Annotated in this window: 17 protein-coding genes; 9 read left to right on the top strand and 8 right to left on the bottom strand. The window is 61.0% G+C overall.

Features of this window, described 5'->3' with window-relative positions:
- Nucleotides 1-19: 19 nt before the first annotated feature.
- The 8 genes from RVM27_RS01665 to RVM27_RS01630 form a co-directional block, all read right to left on the bottom strand.
- Nucleotides 20-832: a class I SAM-dependent methyltransferase gene (locus RVM27_RS01665; protein WP_287808401.1), complete on the bottom strand. Its 813-nt coding sequence runs from the start codon at nucleotides 830-832 to the stop codon at nucleotides 20-22.
- A 5-nt stretch (nucleotides 833-837) separates the two neighbouring features.
- Entirely contained in the window at nucleotides 838-2,538 is a 1,701-nt protein-coding gene (locus RVM27_RS01660) for an AMP-binding protein (RefSeq protein ID WP_287808400.1), read from the bottom strand.
- 76 nt (nucleotides 2,539-2,614) lie between these two features.
- Complete coding sequence (locus RVM27_RS01655) at nucleotides 2,615-3,532, bottom strand: hydroxymethylglutaryl-CoA lyase (RefSeq protein WP_287808399.1); 918 nt, start codon at nucleotides 3,530-3,532, stop codon at nucleotides 2,615-2,617.
- Nucleotides 3,533-3,542: 10 nt separating this feature from the next.
- The gene (locus tag RVM27_RS01650; protein WP_498957215.1) at nucleotides 3,543-5,591 is read right to left on the bottom strand and encodes an acetyl/propionyl/methylcrotonyl-CoA carboxylase subunit alpha; all 2,049 of its coding nucleotides are present in this window, start codon (nucleotides 5,589-5,591) and stop codon (nucleotides 3,543-3,545) included.
- Nucleotides 5,588-6,412, bottom strand: coding sequence for an enoyl-CoA hydratase-related protein (locus tag RVM27_RS01645; RefSeq protein WP_287808397.1), 825 nt, complete (start codon nucleotides 6,410-6,412; stop codon nucleotides 5,588-5,590). Before RVM27_RS01645 ends, RVM27_RS01650 begins: the two co-directional genes overlap by 4 nt.
- A 12-nt stretch (nucleotides 6,413-6,424) precedes the next feature.
- Entirely contained in the window at nucleotides 6,425-8,032 is a 1,608-nt protein-coding gene (locus RVM27_RS01640) for a carboxyl transferase domain-containing protein (protein ID WP_287808396.1), read from the bottom strand.
- 22 nt (nucleotides 8,033-8,054) lie between these two features.
- Nucleotides 8,055-9,224, bottom strand: coding sequence for an isovaleryl-CoA dehydrogenase (locus tag RVM27_RS01635; RefSeq protein WP_081194056.1), 1,170 nt, complete (start codon nucleotides 9,222-9,224; stop codon nucleotides 8,055-8,057).
- 70 nt (nucleotides 9,225-9,294) lie between these two features.
- Nucleotides 9,295-9,699 carry a MerR family transcriptional regulator gene (locus RVM27_RS01630; protein WP_039177116.1) on the bottom strand — a complete coding sequence of 135 codons (405 nt, stop codon included), beginning with the start codon at nucleotides 9,697-9,699 and terminating at the stop codon, nucleotides 9,295-9,297.
- 311 nt (nucleotides 9,700-10,010) lie between these two features.
- On the opposite strand from RVM27_RS01630, the gene RVM27_RS01625 reads away from it, so the two are divergent.
- The 9 genes from RVM27_RS01625 (at nucleotide 10,011) to RVM27_RS01585 (ending at nucleotide 19,200) form a co-directional block, all read left to right on the top strand.
- The gene (locus RVM27_RS01625; protein WP_498941267.1) at nucleotides 10,011-10,799 is read left to right on the top strand and encodes an ABC transporter ATP-binding protein; all 789 of its coding nucleotides are present in this window, start codon (nucleotides 10,011-10,013) and stop codon (nucleotides 10,797-10,799) included.
- On the top strand, nucleotides 10,796-11,542 hold the full coding sequence (locus tag RVM27_RS01620; protein ID WP_039177107.1) for an ABC transporter ATP-binding protein: 747 nt from the start codon (nucleotides 10,796-10,798) through the stop codon (nucleotides 11,540-11,542). The genes RVM27_RS01625 and RVM27_RS01620 overlap by 4 nt, the downstream gene beginning before the upstream one ends.
- Before the next feature lie 131 nt (nucleotides 11,543-11,673).
- Entirely contained in the window at nucleotides 11,674-12,897 is a 1,224-nt protein-coding gene (locus RVM27_RS01615) for an ABC transporter substrate-binding protein (protein WP_498957214.1), read from the top strand.
- A gap of 64 nt (nucleotides 12,898-12,961) precedes the next feature.
- Nucleotides 12,962-13,849: a branched-chain amino acid ABC transporter permease gene (locus RVM27_RS01610; protein ID WP_039177102.1), complete on the top strand. Its 888-nt coding sequence runs from the start codon at nucleotides 12,962-12,964 to the stop codon at nucleotides 13,847-13,849.
- A 2-nt stretch (nucleotides 13,850-13,851) separates the two neighbouring features.
- Nucleotides 13,852-14,853 carry a branched-chain amino acid ABC transporter permease gene (locus RVM27_RS01605; RefSeq protein WP_039177099.1) on the top strand — a complete coding sequence of 334 codons (1,002 nt, stop codon included), beginning with the start codon at nucleotides 13,852-13,854 and terminating at the stop codon, nucleotides 14,851-14,853.
- A gap of 256 nt (nucleotides 14,854-15,109) precedes the next feature.
- Nucleotides 15,110-16,264 (top strand): acyl-CoA dehydrogenase family protein, encoded by a 1,155-nt coding sequence (locus RVM27_RS01600; RefSeq protein ID WP_039177097.1) that lies wholly within the window; start codon nucleotides 15,110-15,112, stop codon nucleotides 16,262-16,264.
- A 31-nt stretch (nucleotides 16,265-16,295) separates the two neighbouring features.
- Nucleotides 16,296-17,411, top strand: coding sequence for an enoyl-CoA hydratase/isomerase family protein (locus RVM27_RS01595; protein ID WP_096923119.1), 1,116 nt, complete (start codon nucleotides 16,296-16,298; stop codon nucleotides 17,409-17,411).
- A 66-nt stretch (nucleotides 17,412-17,477) separates the two neighbouring features.
- On the top strand, nucleotides 17,478-18,377 hold the full coding sequence (mmsB, locus tag RVM27_RS01590) for a 3-hydroxyisobutyrate dehydrogenase (RefSeq protein WP_287808391.1): 900 nt from the start codon (nucleotides 17,478-17,480) through the stop codon (nucleotides 18,375-18,377).
- A 196-nt stretch (nucleotides 18,378-18,573) separates the two neighbouring features.
- Nucleotides 18,574-19,200 carry a glutathione S-transferase family protein gene (locus tag RVM27_RS01585; protein WP_081194047.1) on the top strand — a complete coding sequence of 209 codons (627 nt, stop codon included), beginning with the start codon at nucleotides 18,574-18,576 and terminating at the stop codon, nucleotides 19,198-19,200.
- Nucleotides 19,201-19,268: the final 68 nt, after the last annotated feature.

Genomic DNA, 19,268 nt, shown 5'->3' with positions numbered 1-19,268 from the left:
TCGAGCCAACCGTTACAGGTTAGCAACGGGCGCTGATTTCCACCACGTTAATTGCCTGTTGAGCGAGATTTTCCAGCAGGTGCTTGCCCATGGTCAGGAAGCGCTCGCCAAATACCCACTGGGGCGAGACGACCGCAGGCTGGGCGGTCTGCTCCTTTTGGCGTTGACGCTGGCGCCAGGCCAGGGCGGTCTGGCTCCAATCCTCGTGGTGTTGCAAGGTGAAGCCTTGCCGTTGCAGCAGGGTAGTCAGTGCTTCCAGACTGAGCAGGTGCGAATGTTCGGGCCCTTCCGCCCAGGGCACGGGATAGCGCAGCGCCGCCTGGTTCGGGCCGCCCACCACTTCGTGCATCACCAGCTGCCCGCTGGGGCGCAGCACTCGGCGGCACTGGGCCAGCACGCTTTCCGGGTCAGGCATGTTCATCAGGCTGTGCTGAAACACCACCGCATCGAAGCTCGCGTCGTTAAACGGCAGAGCGCTGGCATTTCCCGTCACCCAGCGCAATTTGCCGCCCATGGGAGTGGGGGTGAGTTGGCTGATGGCCCGGTTGAGCGCGCTGAAGCGGTGGGTGATATCCAGCCCGGTCATGTGCAGACCCATCGCCGCGCCCTGGCGCATCAGCCCGCCCAGCCCGGCACCGATGTCCAGTACCTCGCTTTGCGGCTCGATCAGGGCCAACAGCCTGGCCGAGGCGGCCAGGCCACCGATATGCAGTTGGTCCAGTGGCGCGAGCTGGTGCAGCGTCGGACCCTCAGGATAATGGCTGCGCAACTGCTGGAGAATCTCCTGGTCGCGCAGCCCCTGATCGTAGTGTTTCGCCAGGGGCTTTGCCATGGCGGCTACTTCTGCTCGTCCAGGCCCAGCTCTTCTATCGAGATTTCGCGCATCTTGAACTTCTGGATCTTGCCGGTGACGGTCATGGGAAACGCATCCACGAACTTGAAGTAGCGGGGGATCTTGAAGTGGGTGATTTTGCCTTTGCAGTATTCGCGCAGGTCTTCCCCGGTAATCTCGCCCGCCGTGCTGCTGAGCTTCACCCAGGCAATCAGCTCTTCGCCGTACTTTTTATCTGGCACGCCGGTGACCTGTACTTCGGAAATCGCCGGGTGAGCGTACAAGAACTCTTCGATCTCTTTCGGGTAGACGTTTTCGCCGCCGCGAATCACCATGTCTTTGATGCGACCGACGATCTGGATGTAGCCCTGATCATCCATGGTGGCCAAGTCGCCGGTGTGCATCCAGCCCACTTCGTCGATGGCCTCAGCAGTGGCTTTGTCGTTGTTCCAGTACTTGAGCATCACGCTATAGCCACGGGTGCACAACTCGCCGATTTCACCACGGGGCAGAATGCCGCCATTGCCGGGGTCGACGATCTTGCTTTCCAGGTGGGGCTGGGTGCGGCCCACGGTGGAAACGCGCTTGTCGATGGTGTCGTTCGCGCCGGTTTGCGTGGAGACCGGGCTGGTTTCGGTCATGCCGTAGGCGATTTGCACGCCCTTCATGTTCATCTTGTTGATGACCTGCTTCATGATCTCTGCCGGGCAAATGGAGCCCGCCATAATGCCGGTGCGCAGCGTCGAAAAATCGGTGCTGGCGAAGTCAGGGTGCTCAAGTTCGGCAATAAACATAGTGGGCACGCCGTAGAGCGCGGTGGCTTGCTGCTCATGAACGGCTTTCAGCACTTTGCCGGGGTCGAAGCCTTCGTCCGGGTAGATCATGGCGGCCCCATGGGTCATGCAGCCCAGGTTGCCCATCACCATGCCGAAGCAGTGGTAGAGCGGCACGGGGATCACCAGCCGGTCGGCGCTGGTAAAGCCCATGCTTTCTGCCACGAAAAAGCCGTTGTTGAGAATGTTGTGGTGGGAGAGCGTGGCCCCCTTGGGAAACCCCGTGGTGCCGGAGGTGTATTGAATGTTGATCGGGTCGTCGAACTGCAGGGTGGCCTGCAGGTCGTCCACTTCGGTCTGGCTGACGGTGTCGGCCTGACCAATGAAGTCGGCCCAGCGCCACATGCCGCTGTGCTTGTCGGCGCTTAAATTAATCACGCACTCAAGCTCGGGCAGCTTCTGTGATTTTAGTTGACCTTCCGCGCAGCTGTTGAGTTCTGGCGCCAGCTCGAACAGCATCGCCGTGTAGTCGGAGCTTTTGAATTGGTTGGCGGTGACTAAAAAGCGCGCGCCGGACTGATTCAGCGCGTACTCCAGCTCGTGGGTTCGGTAAGACGGGTTGATGTTCACGAGAATCGCGCCAATTTTGGCGGTGGCAAACTGGGTCAGCGTCCACTCGCTGCAGTTGGGTGCCCAAATGCCCACGCGGTCGCCTTTTTGTACACCAATCGCGAGCAGGGCGCGGGCGCAGCGGTTCACTTCCTGCTGAAGTTCCCGGTAGCTCCAGTGAATATTCTGGTGTAGCGCTATCAGCGCATCGTTATCCGGGTACTGGGCGGCAATTTGGTCGAACTTGTCGCCAATGGTCATGCCCAACAACGGCTTTTCTGCGGTACTGCTGGTGTAGCTAGGCAAGGTTGCAGGTGATGCCATGGTGAGTCTCCGATGTCTTTTTCTTATCTGAACGGGAAGTGACGCATTTTTAATTATTAGGTTGTTTGGGGTGGCGTTATGCTTTGCTGCTTTTGGCACACCCTTTGGCGAGTGCCACTTTGGCACTGGGTTTACGGCCAAGCTGCTGAGTGATCCAGTAGCCGGTATCGATCACTGCCTGCAGGTCGATGCCGGTATCGATACCCAGCCCTTCCAATAAATAGAGCACGTCTTCGGTGGCCACGTTGCCCGATGCGCCCTTAGCGTAGGGGCAGCCACCCAGGCCTGCCGTGGCGGCATCAATCACGCTCACGCCTTCTTCCAGTACGGCGTACAGGTTGGCGATGGCCATGCCGTAAGTGTCATGGAAGTGCGCGGCCAGCCGTTCGATGGGCACGTGTTGGGCGGTGGCTTCGACCATGCGTTTGGCGGCCAGCGGCGTGCCGGTACCGATGGTGTCCCCGAGGGAAATCTCGTAACAGCCCATGTCGTAGAGTGCTTTCGCCACCTCGGCAACTTTCTGCGGGGCGATGTCCCCTTCGTAGGGGCACCCCAGCACGCAAGAGACGTAGCCACGCACCCGCACGCCTGCCTCGTTGGCCCGTGCGAGCACTGGCTCAAAGCGTGCCAGCGACTCGTTGATCGAGCAGTTGATGTTCTTCTGCGAGAACGCTTCCGAGGCGGCGCCAAACACGGCGACCTCCTCGACGCCCACGTTCAGAGCGCCTTCCAGCCCCTTCAGGTTCGGCGTGAGGGCGGAATACACCACGCCGGGCTGGCGCTTGAGGCCGCGCATCACCTCGGCGGCATCGCCCATCTGCGGTACCCACTTGGGAGAAACGAAGCTGGCGGCTTCGATATGCCGCAGGCCGGCCGCTGCCAGGCGCTCGATCAGCGCGATTTTGGTGGCAGTGGGCACCAGGGTGCCCGGTTCGTTCTGCAGCCCGTCGCGAGGGGCCATTTCAAATAGCTTGATAGACGTAGGCAGTGCCATGGAGAAGCTCCTATTCGCTGGGGGCAAAGTCGAGCAGCACGTCACCCTGGCTGACCGTGTCGCCTGCCTGGAAGTGGAACGTGGCCACGCTGCCGTGGGTCGGTGCCGTCATGGTGTGCTCCATTTTCATGGCTTCCATGACCATCAAGGGCATGCCTTTTTCTACCGTGGTGCCGAGTTCGACCAGCAGCGCCACGACGGTGCCGTGCATGGGGGCGGTGAGGGTCGCCTCGGTTTCCTGATGGCCGTGGTTGATGGCGTCGATACGCTGCCAGAGCAGGCGGGTTTCGCCGCTGGGTTCGGCCATCACGACGACATTGCCATCCCGGTAGGCCTGCAGGCGACGACGATGGCCGTCGAGGGTCACCGCCACTGCATCGCCTGCCAGCGGTTGCAGGCTGGCGCTGAGCGTGTGCTCGCCGATGGTCAGCTGCCACTGGGCGTCCAGGTTCTTGCGTTTGCCCTCCACCACGACCAGGCTGCCACTCTCCGAGCCTTGTGCCGCGCTGGGGTCGCACAGCGTGATGCGGATGGTGTGCGGGGCATTGAGCCGGAAGCCGTCGTGGCGGTCCCAAGGGGAGTCGCTTTCGCACTCCTGGGCTAATTGATGCAAACCAATCAGCGCGGCGCTGGCATAGTCTTCTGTAGAAAACTGACGCGGAGCAAACAGGGTCGCTTCGTTGCGCTCGATAAAGCGGGTATCCAGCTCGACGTTCTTAAAGCCAGGGTGATTGGCTAAGCGCTGTAAGAAGGCGCGGTTGGTGACCACGCCCTGCACATCCAGCGCCGCCAGCGCCCGGTTGAGAGTGGCTAGCGCAGCGTCGCGGTCAACCCCATGCACAATCAGCTTGGCGAGCATCGGGTCGTAGTGCATCGACACGGTATCGCCGCTCTCCACGCCGCTATCCAATCGCACTTGATCAGCGCCTAGTCCTGCGCCTTCCAAGTCCAGCGCGAAGCGGGTGAGCAGGCCAGTGGCGGGCAAGAAGTCCTGCTCCGGGTCTTCGGCGTAAATGCGTGCTTCAAAGCTGTGGCCGGTAATGGTCAGCTCGTCCTGGCGGCAGGGCAGCGGCTCGCCCATGGCGACTCTCAATTGCCACTCCACCAGATCCTGGCCGGTGATCATCTCGGTGACGGGGTGCTCCACCTGCAGGCGGGTGTTCATCTCCATGAAATAGAAAGCGCCGTCCTGACCTGGTGAAGAGTCCAGCAGAAACTCCACCGTGCCCGCGCCCACGTAGCCGATCTCCTTGGCAGCGCGTACGGCGGCGTCGCCCATGGCGGTGCGCAGTTCGGGCGTCATGCCAGGGGCGGGGGCTTCTTCGATGACTTTCTGGTGGCGACGCTGCACGCTGCAGTCGCGCTCGAAGAGGTACACGCCTTGGCCGTAGCGGTCACAAAAGACCTGCACCTCTACATGGCGGGGCTGCACCAGATACTTTTCGATCAGCATGCGGTCGTCGCCAAAGGCGGCTTTTGATTCCCGGCGGCAGCCGTCCAGCGCCGCCTTGAAGCCTTCACCGCTTTCGACCACGCGCATGCCCTTGCCGCCGCCGCCTGCGCTGGCTTTCAGCATCACCGGGTAGCCAATCTTGTCGGCTTCGGCGCGCAGCAGGGCGTCATCCTGGTCGTCGCCATGATAGCCCGGTACCAGCGGCACCCCCGCGTTGGCCATGCGTGCCTTGGCCGCCGATTTGTCGCCCATGGCGGCAATGGCGGAAGCGGGCGGGCCAACGAAGGTAATACCGGCCTGTTCCAGCGCTTTGACGAAGGTGCCGTTTTCGGACAGAAAGCCGTAACCGGGGTGAATGGCGCCGGTGCCGGTGCGTTGGGCGGCGTCGATCACTGCCTCGATGTTCAGGTAGCTTTCCCGGGCGGCCGCCGGGCCAAGACGCACGGCCTCGTCGGCTTCCCGCACATGGCGGGCGGTGGCATCGGCATCCGAGTAGACCGCCACGGTTTTCAGCCCCAGACGGCGGGCGGTGCGCATCACGCGGCAGGCAATTTCACCCCGGTTGGCTACCAGTAGGGTATCGAAGGGGGTCGGGGTAGGCGTCATGAGCGTGGCTCCGCAGCGTGTTTGTGTTCTTCAGGAGATGTCCAGGCGGGGCGGCGCTTGTCGAAAAAGCTGGCGAGGCCCTCTTGGCCCTCGTCGCTCACTCGCAGCTGGGCGATGACCTGGCAGGTGTGCTCGCGGGTGGCATCCGAGTCCGGGGCCTGGGCCACGCTGGCCAGCAGGGCTTTGGTTGCCCGCTGCGCCTGAGGAGAGCCCTTGGCCAGGGTGCCGATCATGGTATCGATGGCGTGATCCAGCGCATCGTGTGCGACTATCTGGTGGGCGAGCCCCAGCTGCAGCGCGGTAGGGGCATCCATGATTTCGGCGCTCAGCGCGTAGCGGCGCATCTGCCGTTGGCCAAGGGCGCGCTGGACGTAAGGGCTGATCACGGCCGGTGACAGGCCGATATTGACCTCCGACAGGCAAAACCGAGCCTTCTCGGAAGCGATGACGATGTCGCAGCAGGCGGCAAGCCCGACCGCGCCACCGAACGCGGCGCCCTGAACGCGGCACAGGGTGGGGCAGGGCAGCGTGTCGAGCCCGTGCATCAGCGCCGACAGCTTGCGGGAGTCGGCGAGGTTGTCTTCCAGGTCGTAATCGACCATGCGCTTCATCCAGTTCAGGTCAGCGCCTGCGGAGAAGCTTTTGCCTTCAGAGCCGAGCACCATCACCCGTACGTCCCCTGAGCTTGCCAAGTCGTGCAGCTTTTCCAGGTGCACGTTTAGCTCGGCAATCAGGCTATCGTCAAAGGCGTTATGCACCTCTGGGCGGTTTAAGGTTAGGCGAGCGATACCCGCCTCGATGACTAATGTTGAGTAAGCCATGATGTTCGCCCCTTACATCCGGAACACGCCGAAGCGCGTCTGTTTGATTTCTGCGTTCATGGCGGCGGCCAACGAGAGACCCAGCACGTCGCGGGTTTGCAGCGGGTCAATGACTCCGTCATCCCACAGGCGCGCGCTGGCGTAGTAGGGGTGGCCCTGGTGCTCGTACTGGTCGCGGGTGGGCTGTTTGAAGGCCTCTTCGTCTGCCTTGCTCCATTCCCGGCCTTCTCGTTCGTACTGCTCGCGCTTCACCTGGGAAAGTACGCCTGCTGCCTGCTCGCCGCCCATCACGGAAATACGCGCATTGGGCCACATGAACAGCAGATTGGGGTCGTAAGCGCGCCCACACATACCGTAGTTACCCGCGCCGAAGCTGCCGCCAATCAGCACGGTGTATTTCGGCACGTTGGCGCAGGCCACGGCGGTGACGAGTTTAGCGCCGTGCTTGGCAATGCCCTCGTGCTCGTACTTGGAGCCCACCATGAAGCCGGTGATGTTCTGCAGGAAGACCAGCGGAATCTTGCGCTGGGCACACAGTTCGATGAAGTGCGCGCCTTTCACGGCGCTTTCCGAAAACAGCACGCCGTTGTTGGCGACGATACCCACCGGGTAGCCGTGGATATGCGCAAAGCCGGTCACCAGGGTGTCGCCGTAGTAGCGCTTGAACTCATCGAAATCAGAGCCATCGACGATACGGCCGATCACTTCGCGCACGTCGTAAGGTTTTTTCAGATCGGTGCCGACGATGCCGTACAGCTCTGCGGGGTCGAGTCTTGGCGGCCTGGGGGGGTGCATGGCGAGCTGGCCACGCTTTTGCCAGTTGAGCCGGGACACGCAGGCCCGTGCCAGTTGCAGCGCATGGGCGTCGTTTTCGGCGTAGTGGTCGGCTACACCGCTCACTTTGGCGTGAACATCCGCACCGCCCAAGTCCTCGGCGCTGATGCTCTCGCCCGTGGCGGCTTTCACCAGCGGCGGGCCGCCCAGGAAAATCGTTCCCTGCTCTTTGACGATGATCGACTCATCCGCCATGGCAGGTACATACGCACCGCCAGCGGTACAGGAACCCATAACCACAGCAATTTGCGGGATGCCTTCAGCGGACATCGTGGCTTGGTTGTAGAAAATACGCCCGAAGTGGTCGCGGTCGGGGAAGACCTCGTCCTGGCGGGGCAGGAAAGCCCCGCCAGAATCCACCAGGTAGATGCACGGCAGGCGGTGCTTGCGGGCAATTTCCTGGGCACGCAGGTGCTTTTTCACCGTTAGCGGAAAATAGGTGCCGCCTTTTACCGTGGCATCGTTGGCCACGATCACGCACTCCACCCCCGATACCCGACCAATCCCGGTGACCACCCCGGCGGCGGGCACGTCGCTGTCGTAAACGTGATGGGCTGCCAGCGCAGAAAATTCCAGAAACGGCGAGCCTTCATCGATCAAGTGGTCGATACGGTCACGTACGAACAGCTTGCCACGGCTTTCGTGGCGGGTGCGGGCGTTGGCGCCGCCGCCCTGGGCGATGGCCGCGGTCAGCTCACGCAGCTTGTTCACTTCCCCCAGCATGGCGGCCTCGTTGGCCTGAAAAACATCGCTGCGCGGGTTGATCTGTGTCGAGAGTGTACTCATGGCGCAAACCTTCCTGAGTCGATTAATGGCTTTCGGTGAAGAGTTCGCGACCAATCAGCATGCGGCGAATTTCGCTGGTACCGGCGCCAATTTCGTAGAGCTTCGCATCGCGCAGCAGGCGGCCGGTGGGGTATTCGTTGATGTAGCCATTGCCGCCCAGTAGCTGGATGGCATCCAGCGCGACCTGGGTGGCCTTTTCAGCACAATACAGAATCACCCCGGCGGCATCCTTGCGCGAGGTCTGGCCCCGGTCGCAGGCGCTGGCCACGGCATACAGGTAAGCGCGGCAAGCATTCAGCGTGGTGTACATGTCGGCCACTTTGCCCTGTACCAGCTGGAACTCGCCGATGGATTGGTTGAACTGCTTGCGCTCGTGGATATAGGGAATGACCACGTCCATGGCGGCCTGCATGATGCCGATGGGGCCGGCGGCCAGCACGGTGCGCTCGTAATCCAGCCCGCTCATCAATACCCGCACGCCCTTGCCTACCTCGCCCAGCACGTTCTCGGCGGGCACGCGGCAGTCCTGAAACACCAGCTCGCAGGTGTTGGAGCCGCGCATGCCCAGCTTGTCGAGCTTCTGGGCGGTGGTGAAGCCGGGCATGCCTTTCTCGATGATGAATGCGGTGATGCCCTTGGAACCTGCCTCCGGGTCGGTCTTGGCGTAGACCACCAGCACGTCGGCATCGGGGCCGTTGGTGATCCACATCTTGTTGCCGTTGAGCACGTAGTGGTCGCCATCTTCCTTGGCGCGCAGCTGCATCGACACTACATCGGAACCGGCACCTGGCTCCGACATGGCCAGCGCGCCCACGTGCTCACCGCTGATCAGTTTGGGCAGGTATTTGGCTTTCTGCTCGGCGGAGGCGTTGATCTTCAATTGGTTGACGCACAGGTTGGAGTGCGCGCCATAAGAGAGGGCCACCGACGCACTGGCACGGGAGATCTCTTCCATGGCAATGCAGTGCGCCAGATAGCCCATGCCGCTACCGCCATCCTCTTCCGGGACGGTAATGCCCAGTAGCCCCATGTCACCAAACTTCTGCCACAGGTCATTGGGGAACTCGTTGTTACGGTCGATCTCGGCGGCTCTGGGCGCTATTTCGCTGGCGGCAAACGCATTGACCTGTTCGCGCAGCATGTTCAGCTCGTCATCGAGGCCAAAATTCAGTTCTGTGTAGTGGGAAAACATGCTCAATCACCTTGTCATCGTTGCTTGTTGATTGTTAATGGACCGTGTCTGCTGGCGGTATTCGAGCGGCTTATTTGGAAGTGGCCGGGTGCTTCTCGTTCAACTCTTCCAGCGCCTGGCGGCAGCGGATTTCGGCACTCTCCAGCTCCAGTTGCACCATGGTGATGTCTTTCATCTGCTGCTCCAGCGCGGCCTTGCGTTCGCCGATCTTGCTGAGCATCAGGTGCAACTGCTTTTCACTGCCGCTGCGCGTTTCGTCCCACAGCTCGAACAGTTCGCGAATCTCGGCCAGTGAAAAGCCCAGCCGTTTGCCGCGTAGGGTCAGCTTCAGGCGTACGCGGTCCTTGCTGCTGTAAATGCGTGTTTGCCCACGGCGAGAAGGGTGCAGCAGCTCCTGGTCTTCATAAAAACGGATGCTGCGAGTGGTGACATCGAACTCGCTGGCCAACTCGCTGATCGTGTAGGTTTTGCTCATGGTCGTTATTCTCGTCGATAGGGGGATGTCCCTATGGAACACTGACCATGAGGCTAAAACAAGTTTACGTTAACGTAAAGTAGTGAGTGGCTATCGTTGGCAAGCGTTTAAAATTTGCAAGCTGTTGAAATTTAGCGATTTCAGCGTTTTAAAGCGCTGCGCTATCGTGGTGCGTAGACCAAAGTTGTAATTGTAATACCCGGTGCTGGGTTGCTAGTTTGCACCTACAGCTTACGTTCAGGTAAGGATGCGTTGTCGGTTACTCCGTCGCGCTTCCCACCCTACAAGAACAACAAGAGGCGTCCTACCTCATGCGTGCAGATGAAGTGACCCAGAGGCCAGTGCTCGAAACGCGAGGGCTGACCAAAGAGTTTCGCGGCTTTACGGCCGTGGATAACGTCAACCTACAGGTGCAGGAAGGGCATATCCACGCCCTGATCGGCCCCAATGGTGCCGGCAAAACCACGGTGTTCAACCTGCTCACCAAGTTCCTGCCTCCAACGCGCGGTGAAATTCTCTACCGTGGCCAGCCGATTACCAGCAAGAAATCCAATGAAATTGCCCAGCTGGGCCTGGTGCGCTCGTTTCAGATTTCGGCAGTGTTTGCGCACATGACGGCGCTGGAAAACGTGCGTGTTGCGCTGCAGCGCCAGTTGGGCACGTCGTTTCATTTCTGGAAGTCCGAAAAAACGCTGGATCACCTCAATGATCGTGCCCTGGCCTTGTTGGATGAAGTGGGGCTGCGTGAGTATGCCGATACATTGACGGTCGAAATGCCCTATGGCCGCAAGCGCGCCCTGGAGGTGGCGACCACTCTGGCGCTGGACCCCAGCATGATGCTGCTGGACGAGCCTACCCAGGGCATGGGTGCCGAAGACGTGGACCGCATCGTGGCGTTGATCAAGCGCGTTTCCCAGGGGCGTACCGTGCTGATGGTGGAGCATAACCTGAGCGTGGTCAGCCGCTTGTGTGACCGCATTACGGTATTGGCCCGAGGCGCGGTATTGGCGGAAGGCGACTACGGCAGCGTTTCCCGCAACCCGCTGGTACGTGAAGCCTATATGGGCAGCGAAGCTGCCAGTGAGGAGGCCGCCGTATGAAGACTGCAGAAGCCCTCGAACATCCGGTCGCAGAGACTCAAAGCCTGGAAATGCTCCGTGTGCAGGACCTGCACGCCTTCTATGGCGAGTCGCATATCCTTCATGGGGTCAATTTCAACGTCAAGCGGGGCGAGCTGGTGACGCTACTGGGTCGCAACGGTGCAGGGCGTAGTACCACGCTAAAGGCCATCATGAACATGGTGGGGCGCCGCACCGGCTCCATCGTCATCAATGGCAGCGAAACCCTGCGCATGAAGCCTCACCATATTCCTCGTCTGGGTATTGGCTATTGCCCTGAAGAGCGCGGCATCTTTGCCAGCCTGGACGTGCACGAAAACCTGCTGCTGCCGCCCACGGTGCGCTCCGGTGGAATGAGTCTGGATGAGATCTATGCCATGTTCCCCAATCTGTACGAGCGGCGCAAGAGTCAAGGAACTCGGCTCTCTGGCGGTGAACAGCAGATGCTGGCCATGGCGCGCATTCTGCGCACCGGTGCGCGGTTGCTGCTGCTCGACGAGATTACCGAAGGCTTGGCCCCGGTCATCGTGCAGAAGCTGGGCGAAGTGCTGGTGCAGCTGAAAGAGCGGGGCATGACCATCGTACTGGTCGAGCAGAACTTCCGTTTTGCCGCGCCGCTGGCCGACCGCCATTTCGTCATGGATCACGGCCAGATCGTCGAAGAGATCACGGCGGCGCAGCTGCCTTCGCGCCGCGAGCACTTGAACAGCATGCTGGGGGTATAGACACCGCACACAACGCATCCTTTGATTGCACTGCTCACGCTTCACTCAACCACAATCACAACCATTGAACGTCCGCATCACCACAGCGTCCGCATCACAACAACAAAGGCCCCAAGGGCCAGGAGACGAGCATGATCTTTACCAAGAAAACGCTGGCCGCCAGCATTGCCGTGGCTGCCACTGCCAGCATGATGGCGTCTGCCGCCCAAGCCGAGATCAGCGACGGCGAAGTGCGCATTGGCTATCTGGCCGATATGTCGGGCACCTACCGAGATCTGGCGGGCCCGGGCGGTCAAACGGCCATGGAAATGGCCGTGGCCGACTTCGGCGGTAGCGTCAACGGTGCCCCCATCGTGATTTTCAGCGCCGACGACCGCAATAGTGCGGACGTTGGCGCCAACACCGTGCGCGAGTGGATCGACCAGCGCAACGTGGACATGGTGGGCGGTCTGGTGGCTTCGTCGGTGACCATTGCGGTCACCAAGGTGCTGGAAGAGAACAACGGCCTGGGCATCGTGTCCGGGTCGGCAGCCTCCAGTATCACCAACGAGCACTGTACCCCCAACCATATTCATTGGGTCTACGACACTTATCCCCTGGCCAACGGTACCGCCAAGGCGGTCGTCGAGCAGGGCGGCGATACCTGGTTCATGCTGACCGCTGACTACGCTTTTGGTCATGCTCTGGAAGGCGACGTGACCCGAGTGGTGGCCGTCAATGGCGGTGAAGTAGTGGGCGGTGTCCGCCATCCGTTCCCCACCAGCGACTTCTCCTCCTACATTCTTCAGGCCCAGGGCTCCGGTGCCAAGATCGTGGGCCTGGCGAACGCCGGGGCAGACACCGTGAATGCCATCGCCACAGCAAGCCAGTTCGGCCTGACCCAAAGCGGCCAGCAACTGGCGGGCCTGTTGATCTTCCTCAACGACGTGCACGCGCTGGGCCTGGAAGCCACCCAAGGGCTGCTGCTGACCACTGGCTGGTACTGGGACATGGACGACGAGTCGCGTGAGTGGGCCGAGCGTTACTACGATCAAGTGGGTCGCATGCCGACCATGGTTCAGGCCGGTATCTACTCCAGCACCATGCATTACCTCAAGGCCGTAGAAGCTGCTGGTACCGATGACCCGGAGACCGTTCGTGCGCAAATGGCCGAGATGCCGGTAGAGGACTTCTTTGCCCGCAATGGCCGTATTCGTGAAGATGGCCGCATGGTTCACGACATGTACCTGGCCCAGGTGAAAACGCCGGAAGAGTCGACCGGTGAGTGGGACTTGTACAATATCCTCAGCACCATTCCCACCGAAGAAGCCTACCGCCCGCTCTCTGAAAGCCAGTGCTCGCTGGTGAACAACTGATCGGCACATCACGCTGAACAGCACCAGGCGGGCAGCCCCGCCTGGTGACAAGGAGAATCACACCATGACGATGATATTCGGCGTGCCACTGGCCGTCTTCATGGGCCAGCTAACGCTTGGGCTTGTGAATGGAGCCTTTTATGCGCTGCTTAGCTTGGGCCTAGCGGTTATCTTCGGGCTACTGAAGATCGTCAACTTTGCCCATGGGGCGCAGTACATGCTGGGCGCCTTCGCGGCGCTGCTGGGCTTTCGCTATCTGGGTATCAACTACTGGCTGGCCCTGGTGCTGGTGCCCGTAGTGGTGGGTGGTTTCGGCATGCTGATGGAGCGTTTTCTGCTGCGTCGCATTGCCCACCTGGACCACCTGTACGGATTGCTGCTGACGTTCGGGTTGGCGCTGATTTTTGAAGGCACTCTGGTGAACTTCTTCGGGGTTTCCGGGGCGCGTTACGCCACCCCGGAGATTCTGCAGGGTGGTCTCAACCTGGGCTTCATGTTCTTGCCCACCTATCGGGCCTGGGTGCTGGTGGCGGCATTGACCATGTGCTTGTTCACCTGGTTCATGATCGAGCGTACGCGGCTGGGCGCCTATCTGCGGGCCGGCACCGAAAACTCTCAATTGATGCAGGCGTTTGGCGTCAACGTTCCGTTGTTGATCACCTTGACCTACGGGTTCGGCGTGGGCCTGGCGGCCTTTGCCGGAGTGCTGGCAGCACCGCTTTACCCCGTTTCACCCACCATGGGTTCCAGCCTGCTGATCGTGGTGTTTGCGGTGGTGGTCATCGGCGGTATGGGCTCGATTCTGGGCGCTATCGTAACGGGATTGGGCATGGGAGTCATCGAAGGATTGACCAAGGTGTATTACCCCGAAGCCTCCAATACGGTCATTTTCCTGGTCATGATCCTGGTGCTCATGTTACGCCCCGCTGGGCTGTTCGGTAAGGAGGCTTAATCATGGCAACGTCGCATACTTCATCAGCCGTCGCGCTGCCTTCCGCCGTGCAGGAGCGTCAGCGTCGGGCCAGGCTGCGTCGCAACATGTTCTACCTTGCACTCATCGTCGTCGGGCTGGTGGCGCCTTTCGTCGCTTACCCCGTGTTCTTGATGAAAATTCTCTGCTTTGCCCTGTTTGCCTGCGCTTTCAACCTGCTGCTGGGGTATGCCGGGCTGCTGTCGTTTGGCCATGCGGCCTTTCTGGCAACGGGCGGTTACGTGACCGGGTATCTGCTGGCCAGCTACCCGGGGCTGACCCCGGAGCTGGGCATACTGGCAGGCACGCTGACCGCTACCCTGTTGGGGGCAGGTTTCGGGCTGCTGGCCATTCGCCGCCAGGGGATCTACTTCGCCATGGTCACGTTGGCGCTGGCTCAGCTGGTGTTCTTCGTGTTCGTGCAGGCCCCCTTTACAGGGGGAGAGGATGGCCTGCATGGGGTGCCGCGAGGGCACCTGTTCGGGTTCATCAGCCTGCGCAACAACCTGAGCATGTACTACTTCGTGTTTGCCGTGTTCCTGCTGGGCTTTGCTCTGATTCAGCGCACCGTGCACTCCCCTTATGGGCAGGTGCTCAAAGCCATCCGTGAGAACGAGCCCCGTGCAATCTCGTTGGGCTACAACGTCGATGCCTACAAGCTGCTGGCATTCGTCCTGTCGGCAGCGCTGGCCGGGCTGGCCGGGGCGACCAAGACCGTGGTGTTCCAGCTGGCGTCGCTTACCGATGCTCACTGGCACATGTCCGGCGAGGTGATTCTGATGACCCTGCTGGGCGGTGTGGGTACGCTGCTCGGGCCGGTAATGGGGGCGGGTCTGGTGGTCAGCCTGCAGCATATTCTGGCCCAATCGCCGCTGGGCAACTGGGTAAGCGTCATCCTGGGCATCATTTTCGTGGTGTGTGTGCTTAGCTTTCGCAGTGGTATCGTGGGCGAGCTGGCCAAGATATACCGCAAGAACTTCAAGTAGCGCCCGGGAAGAGCCGAGAAACTGCGTCTGTCTGTGGATTTGGGTGCCCTTGCGGCACCCTTTTTTATGGGTGAGACGGCAGCTGGCTTGAGGGGGCTTGGGTAGGGTGGCGTTTCTACGCCAAAGGTCGTGGGGGATTCGGTTGCGCAAATCCGCCTAAAAATATAAGTTAACGTAAACGTCAACGTGACCGATAACGATAATATTCGGCGAGGCTTCTGACTGAGTTCAGGGGCTCGCCGCAGCGGAGACCGCCATGAATTTTGAGCTGAGTGAAGACCAGGTTGCCTTTGCCGATATGGCGCGTGGGTTTGCCCAGAACGAGCTGGAGCCCCATGCCGCTAAATGGGATGCCGAGGCTTTTTTCCCGGTGGACGTGATTCGCAAGGCAGGCGAGTTGGGGTTCTGCTCCCTGTATGCCCCGGAGCGCGTGGGCGGGCTGGGGCTTTCGCGGCTGGATGCCAGCATCATTTTCGAGCAGCTCTCCATGGGCTGTACCTCCACTACGGCATACCTCACCATCCACAACATGGTGACCTGGATGCTGGCGGATTTCGGCACGCCAGAAGCCGTGGAGCAGTGGGGCGAGCGATTGGCGACCGGTGAGCTGCTGGGCTCCTACTGCCTGACCGAGCCCAACGCGGGCTCCGACGCCGCATCGCTCAAGACCACCGCCCGGCGCGACGGTGAGCATTACGTGCTGAATGGCAGCAAGATGTTCATTTCCGGGGCAGGCAGTACCGATTTCCTGGTGGTAATGGCCCGTACCGGCGGCGAAGGGGCGGGCGGCGTGTCTGCCTTTGCCGTGGATGCCCAGAGTGACGGGATCAGCTACGGCCGCAAAGAAGACAAGATGGGTTGGAATAGCCAGCCCACCCGGATGATTACCTTCGAAGACGTGCGTGTGCCTGCCAGCCACCTGCTGGGTAAGGAAGGCGACGGCTTCAAGATCGCCATGAAGGGGTTGGACGGTGGACGCATCAATATTGCCACCTGCTCGATCGGCACCGCCCAGCAAGCGCTCAACAAAGCCCGTGAATACCTGCTGGAGCGCAAGCAGTTCGGCAAGCGACTGGCCGATTTCCAGGCCCTGCAGTTCCGTTTGGCCGACATGGTGACCGAGCTGGTGGCTGCCCGCCAACTGGTGCGCATGGCCGCGGCCAAGCTGGACGCTGGCCACCCGGATGCCACGGCCTACTGCGCCATGGCCAAGCGGTTTGCCACGGATGTAGGGTTCAAGGTGTGCGATGAAGCCTTGCAGCTTTACGGTGGCAATGGCTACATCAAGGAGTACCCCATGGAGCGCTACGTGCGTGATACCCGCGTACACCGCATTCTGGAAGGCACCAATGAGATCATGCGGCTGATCATATCCCGCCGTGTGCTGGCCGATGGCGCCGCCGAACTGTAGCCCCGGCGCCCGAGCAGATAAGGATGAGGCAATGAGTTGCGTACTGTTTGAAGAGCACACGACCCAGGACGGCCATGTGATCGGCGAGATCACGCTCAACGCCGAGCGTTCGCTGAATGCGCTGACCCTGGAGATGATCGACGCGCTGCTGCCCCGCTTGACCCAGTGGCAGGAGGATGAGCGTGTGGTGGCCATTCTGCTGGACAGCGCAGGCGAAAAAGCCTTCTGTGCAGGGGGCGACGTGGTCAATCTCTACAAGGCCATCACCGGCGATGGTGAGCCGGACTTCCCCGAGCGTTTCTTCGAGCGTGAATATCGGCTCGACTACCTGATGCACACCTTCGCCAAGCCGATCATCTGCTGGGGGCATGGCATCGTGATGGGCGGTGGCATGGGGCTGCTCAGTGCCAGCAGCCACCGTATCGTCACTGAAACGTCGCGGCTGGCCATGCCGGAAGTGACCATTGGCCTATATCCCGATGTGGGGGCCAGCTGGTTTCTCAATCGCCTGCCCAATGGCACCGGGCGTTTTCTGGCCATGACCGGAGGCCAGATCAATGCCCCCGATGCGCTGCATCTGGGTCTGGCAGATCGAGCAATTGCCAGCCACCACCGTGAGGCGTTGGCCCAGGCGCTGCTGGAAGCCCGCTGGGGAGAGGGGGAGCAAACCGATGCCCATGGCGTGGTCAACCGCGTGTTGCGCGAGTTGGAGCAGGCTTCTCAGGCGGCGTTTGCCGAGCTGGAAGCGCCTGTCTACAAGGCGTCTTCACTGATACGCGAGCTGATGGACCACGATACCGTCGAGCAGCAGGTGGCGGCGGTGCTGGGAGTCGACAGCGACGACCAGTGGTTCAGTAAAGCCCAGCGCACTCTGGCCCATGGCAGCCCGGTCTCTTTGCGGCTGATCGATGAGCAGCTCAAGCGCGCCCGGCACATGTCGCTGGCTGAAGTGTTCCAGTTCGAGCTGGCGCTTTCCGTGCAGTGCTGCCGCCATGAGGAGTTCCCCGAAGGCGTGCGTGCACTACTGGTCGACAAGGATGGCCAGCCGCGCTGGCGTTTCCCGGACGTGGCCGCGGTGCCGCCCAGCTTCATGGAGGAGTTGCTGACATCCCCCTGGGAGACCAGCCCTCTGGCGGATCTTCAATAACGCGCGCTGTCTCTTTCGAGAGCGCTATTCAATCGACTGCTGACCAATCTCAACAAGGATAACAACATGACCAGCGTAGCCTTCATCGGCCTGGGTAATATGGGCGGCCCCATGGCAGCCAATCTCGTGAAAGCCGGTTTTCAAGTGCGGGCCTTCGACCTGGCCGCCGAGGCCTTGGAAACCGCCCGTGCCCAAGGCTGTGACACCGCCGCCACCGCCCAGGCCGCGGCGGCCGATGCCGATTTCGTGATCTCCATGTTGCCGGCGGGCAAACATGTGCGGGGGCTGTACATGGAGGGCGACGCGCCGCTGTTCGACGTCATCAAGGCGGGCGCCCTGGTGATCGATTGCTCGACCATCGACGCCGACACCGCGCGTCACGTCGCCGCCGCTGGCGCTGAAAAGGGCATCGGCTTCGTGGATGCGCCAGTCTCCGGTGGCGTGGGCGGTGCCCAGGCGGGCACGCTGACCTTCATTGTGGGCGGTTCGGGTGCCCAGTTCACTCAGGCGCAGCCCGTGTTGCAGGCCATGGGCAAGAACATCTTCCACGCCGGAGACCACGGGGCAGGGCAGGTGGCCAAGGTATGCAACAACATGCTGCTCTCGATCCTCATGGCAGGCACCTGTGAAGCCATCAACATGGGCGTCAAGAACGGCCTGGACCCCGCCGTGCTGTCGGAAATCATGAAGCAGAGTTCCGGCGGCAACTGGGCGCTCAACGTCTACAACCCCTACCCGGGAGTCATGGAAAACGCTCCCGCCTCCAAAGGTTATCAGGGCGGCTTCCAGGTGGACCTGATGATCAAGGACCTGGGCCTGGCCATGGATGTCAGCCAGCAAAGCGCCTCTGCCATTCCCATGGGCTCGGCTGCCCGAGCGCTGTTCACCTTGCACAAGGCGGGTGGCAACGGCAAACTCGATTTCTCCAGCCTGCTCAAGCTGTATCAGGATAAAAGCGAGGAGTGAGTGGTAAAGAGTGAGGGGTGAGTCGTAAAAAGTGAGTCGTGAGTGTGGGCATATGGGTGGGGTGGGAGGCAGCTTTAGCTCGCGACCGGTTGGCTAAGTCCTTGACTAAGCCCCTTGACCCGTAAGTGTGCCATTCACCACTCACACCCACCCAAGGCATACTCAACAACCGATTGAGCCAAACACAAGGACTGCCATGATTACACTTTGGGGCCGCAACAACTCCACCAACGTCAAGAAAGTGCTCTGGGCACTGGAAGAGCTGCAACTGCCGTACGAGCAAATCATGGCAGGCCTGCAACACGGGGTAAACGATACGCCGGAATACCTCGCCATGAACCCCAGTGGCCTGGTACCCCTGCTCAAGGATGACGTCACTCAAAGCCTGCTGTGGGAGTCCAACACCATTCTTCGCTACCTGGCGGCGCAGTACGGCCCCAATCCGTTATGGATCGAGGCACCCGCCCAGCGGGCACGCATGGAAAAGTGGATGGACTGGTCGACCAGCCTGCTCACGCCTGCCCATCGCACCATTCTGATGGGCTATGTACGCACTCCACCCGAGCAGCGCGACAGTCAGGTACTCGATCCCGCCATCGCCACTTGTGAAAAACTTTTCGCTCAACTGGACACCACGTTGAGCCAGCAGCCCTGGTTCTCCGGCGAAGACTTCGGCCTGGCTGATATCGCCATCGCCCCGTTCACCTACAACCTCTTCAACAGCGGCCTCTCCTGGTCATCCTACCCCCATCTACAGCGCTGGACAGAGCAGCTCGCCGAACGCCCCGCGTACCGTAAGGTCGTGATGATTCCTGTGACGTGAAGGAAGGGGGGCGCAACTGCCGGGGCCGCTGTCGCAATGCTCAATCAATCTATTGGCCGTTGGTACAG

This window comes from Halomonas sp. KM007 (assembly GCF_050709225.1).
GTDB classification, from domain to species: Bacteria; Pseudomonadota; Gammaproteobacteria; order Pseudomonadales; family Halomonadaceae; genus Vreelandella; species Vreelandella hamiltonii.
This window is presented reverse-complemented; position numbering and strand designations above follow the sequence as displayed.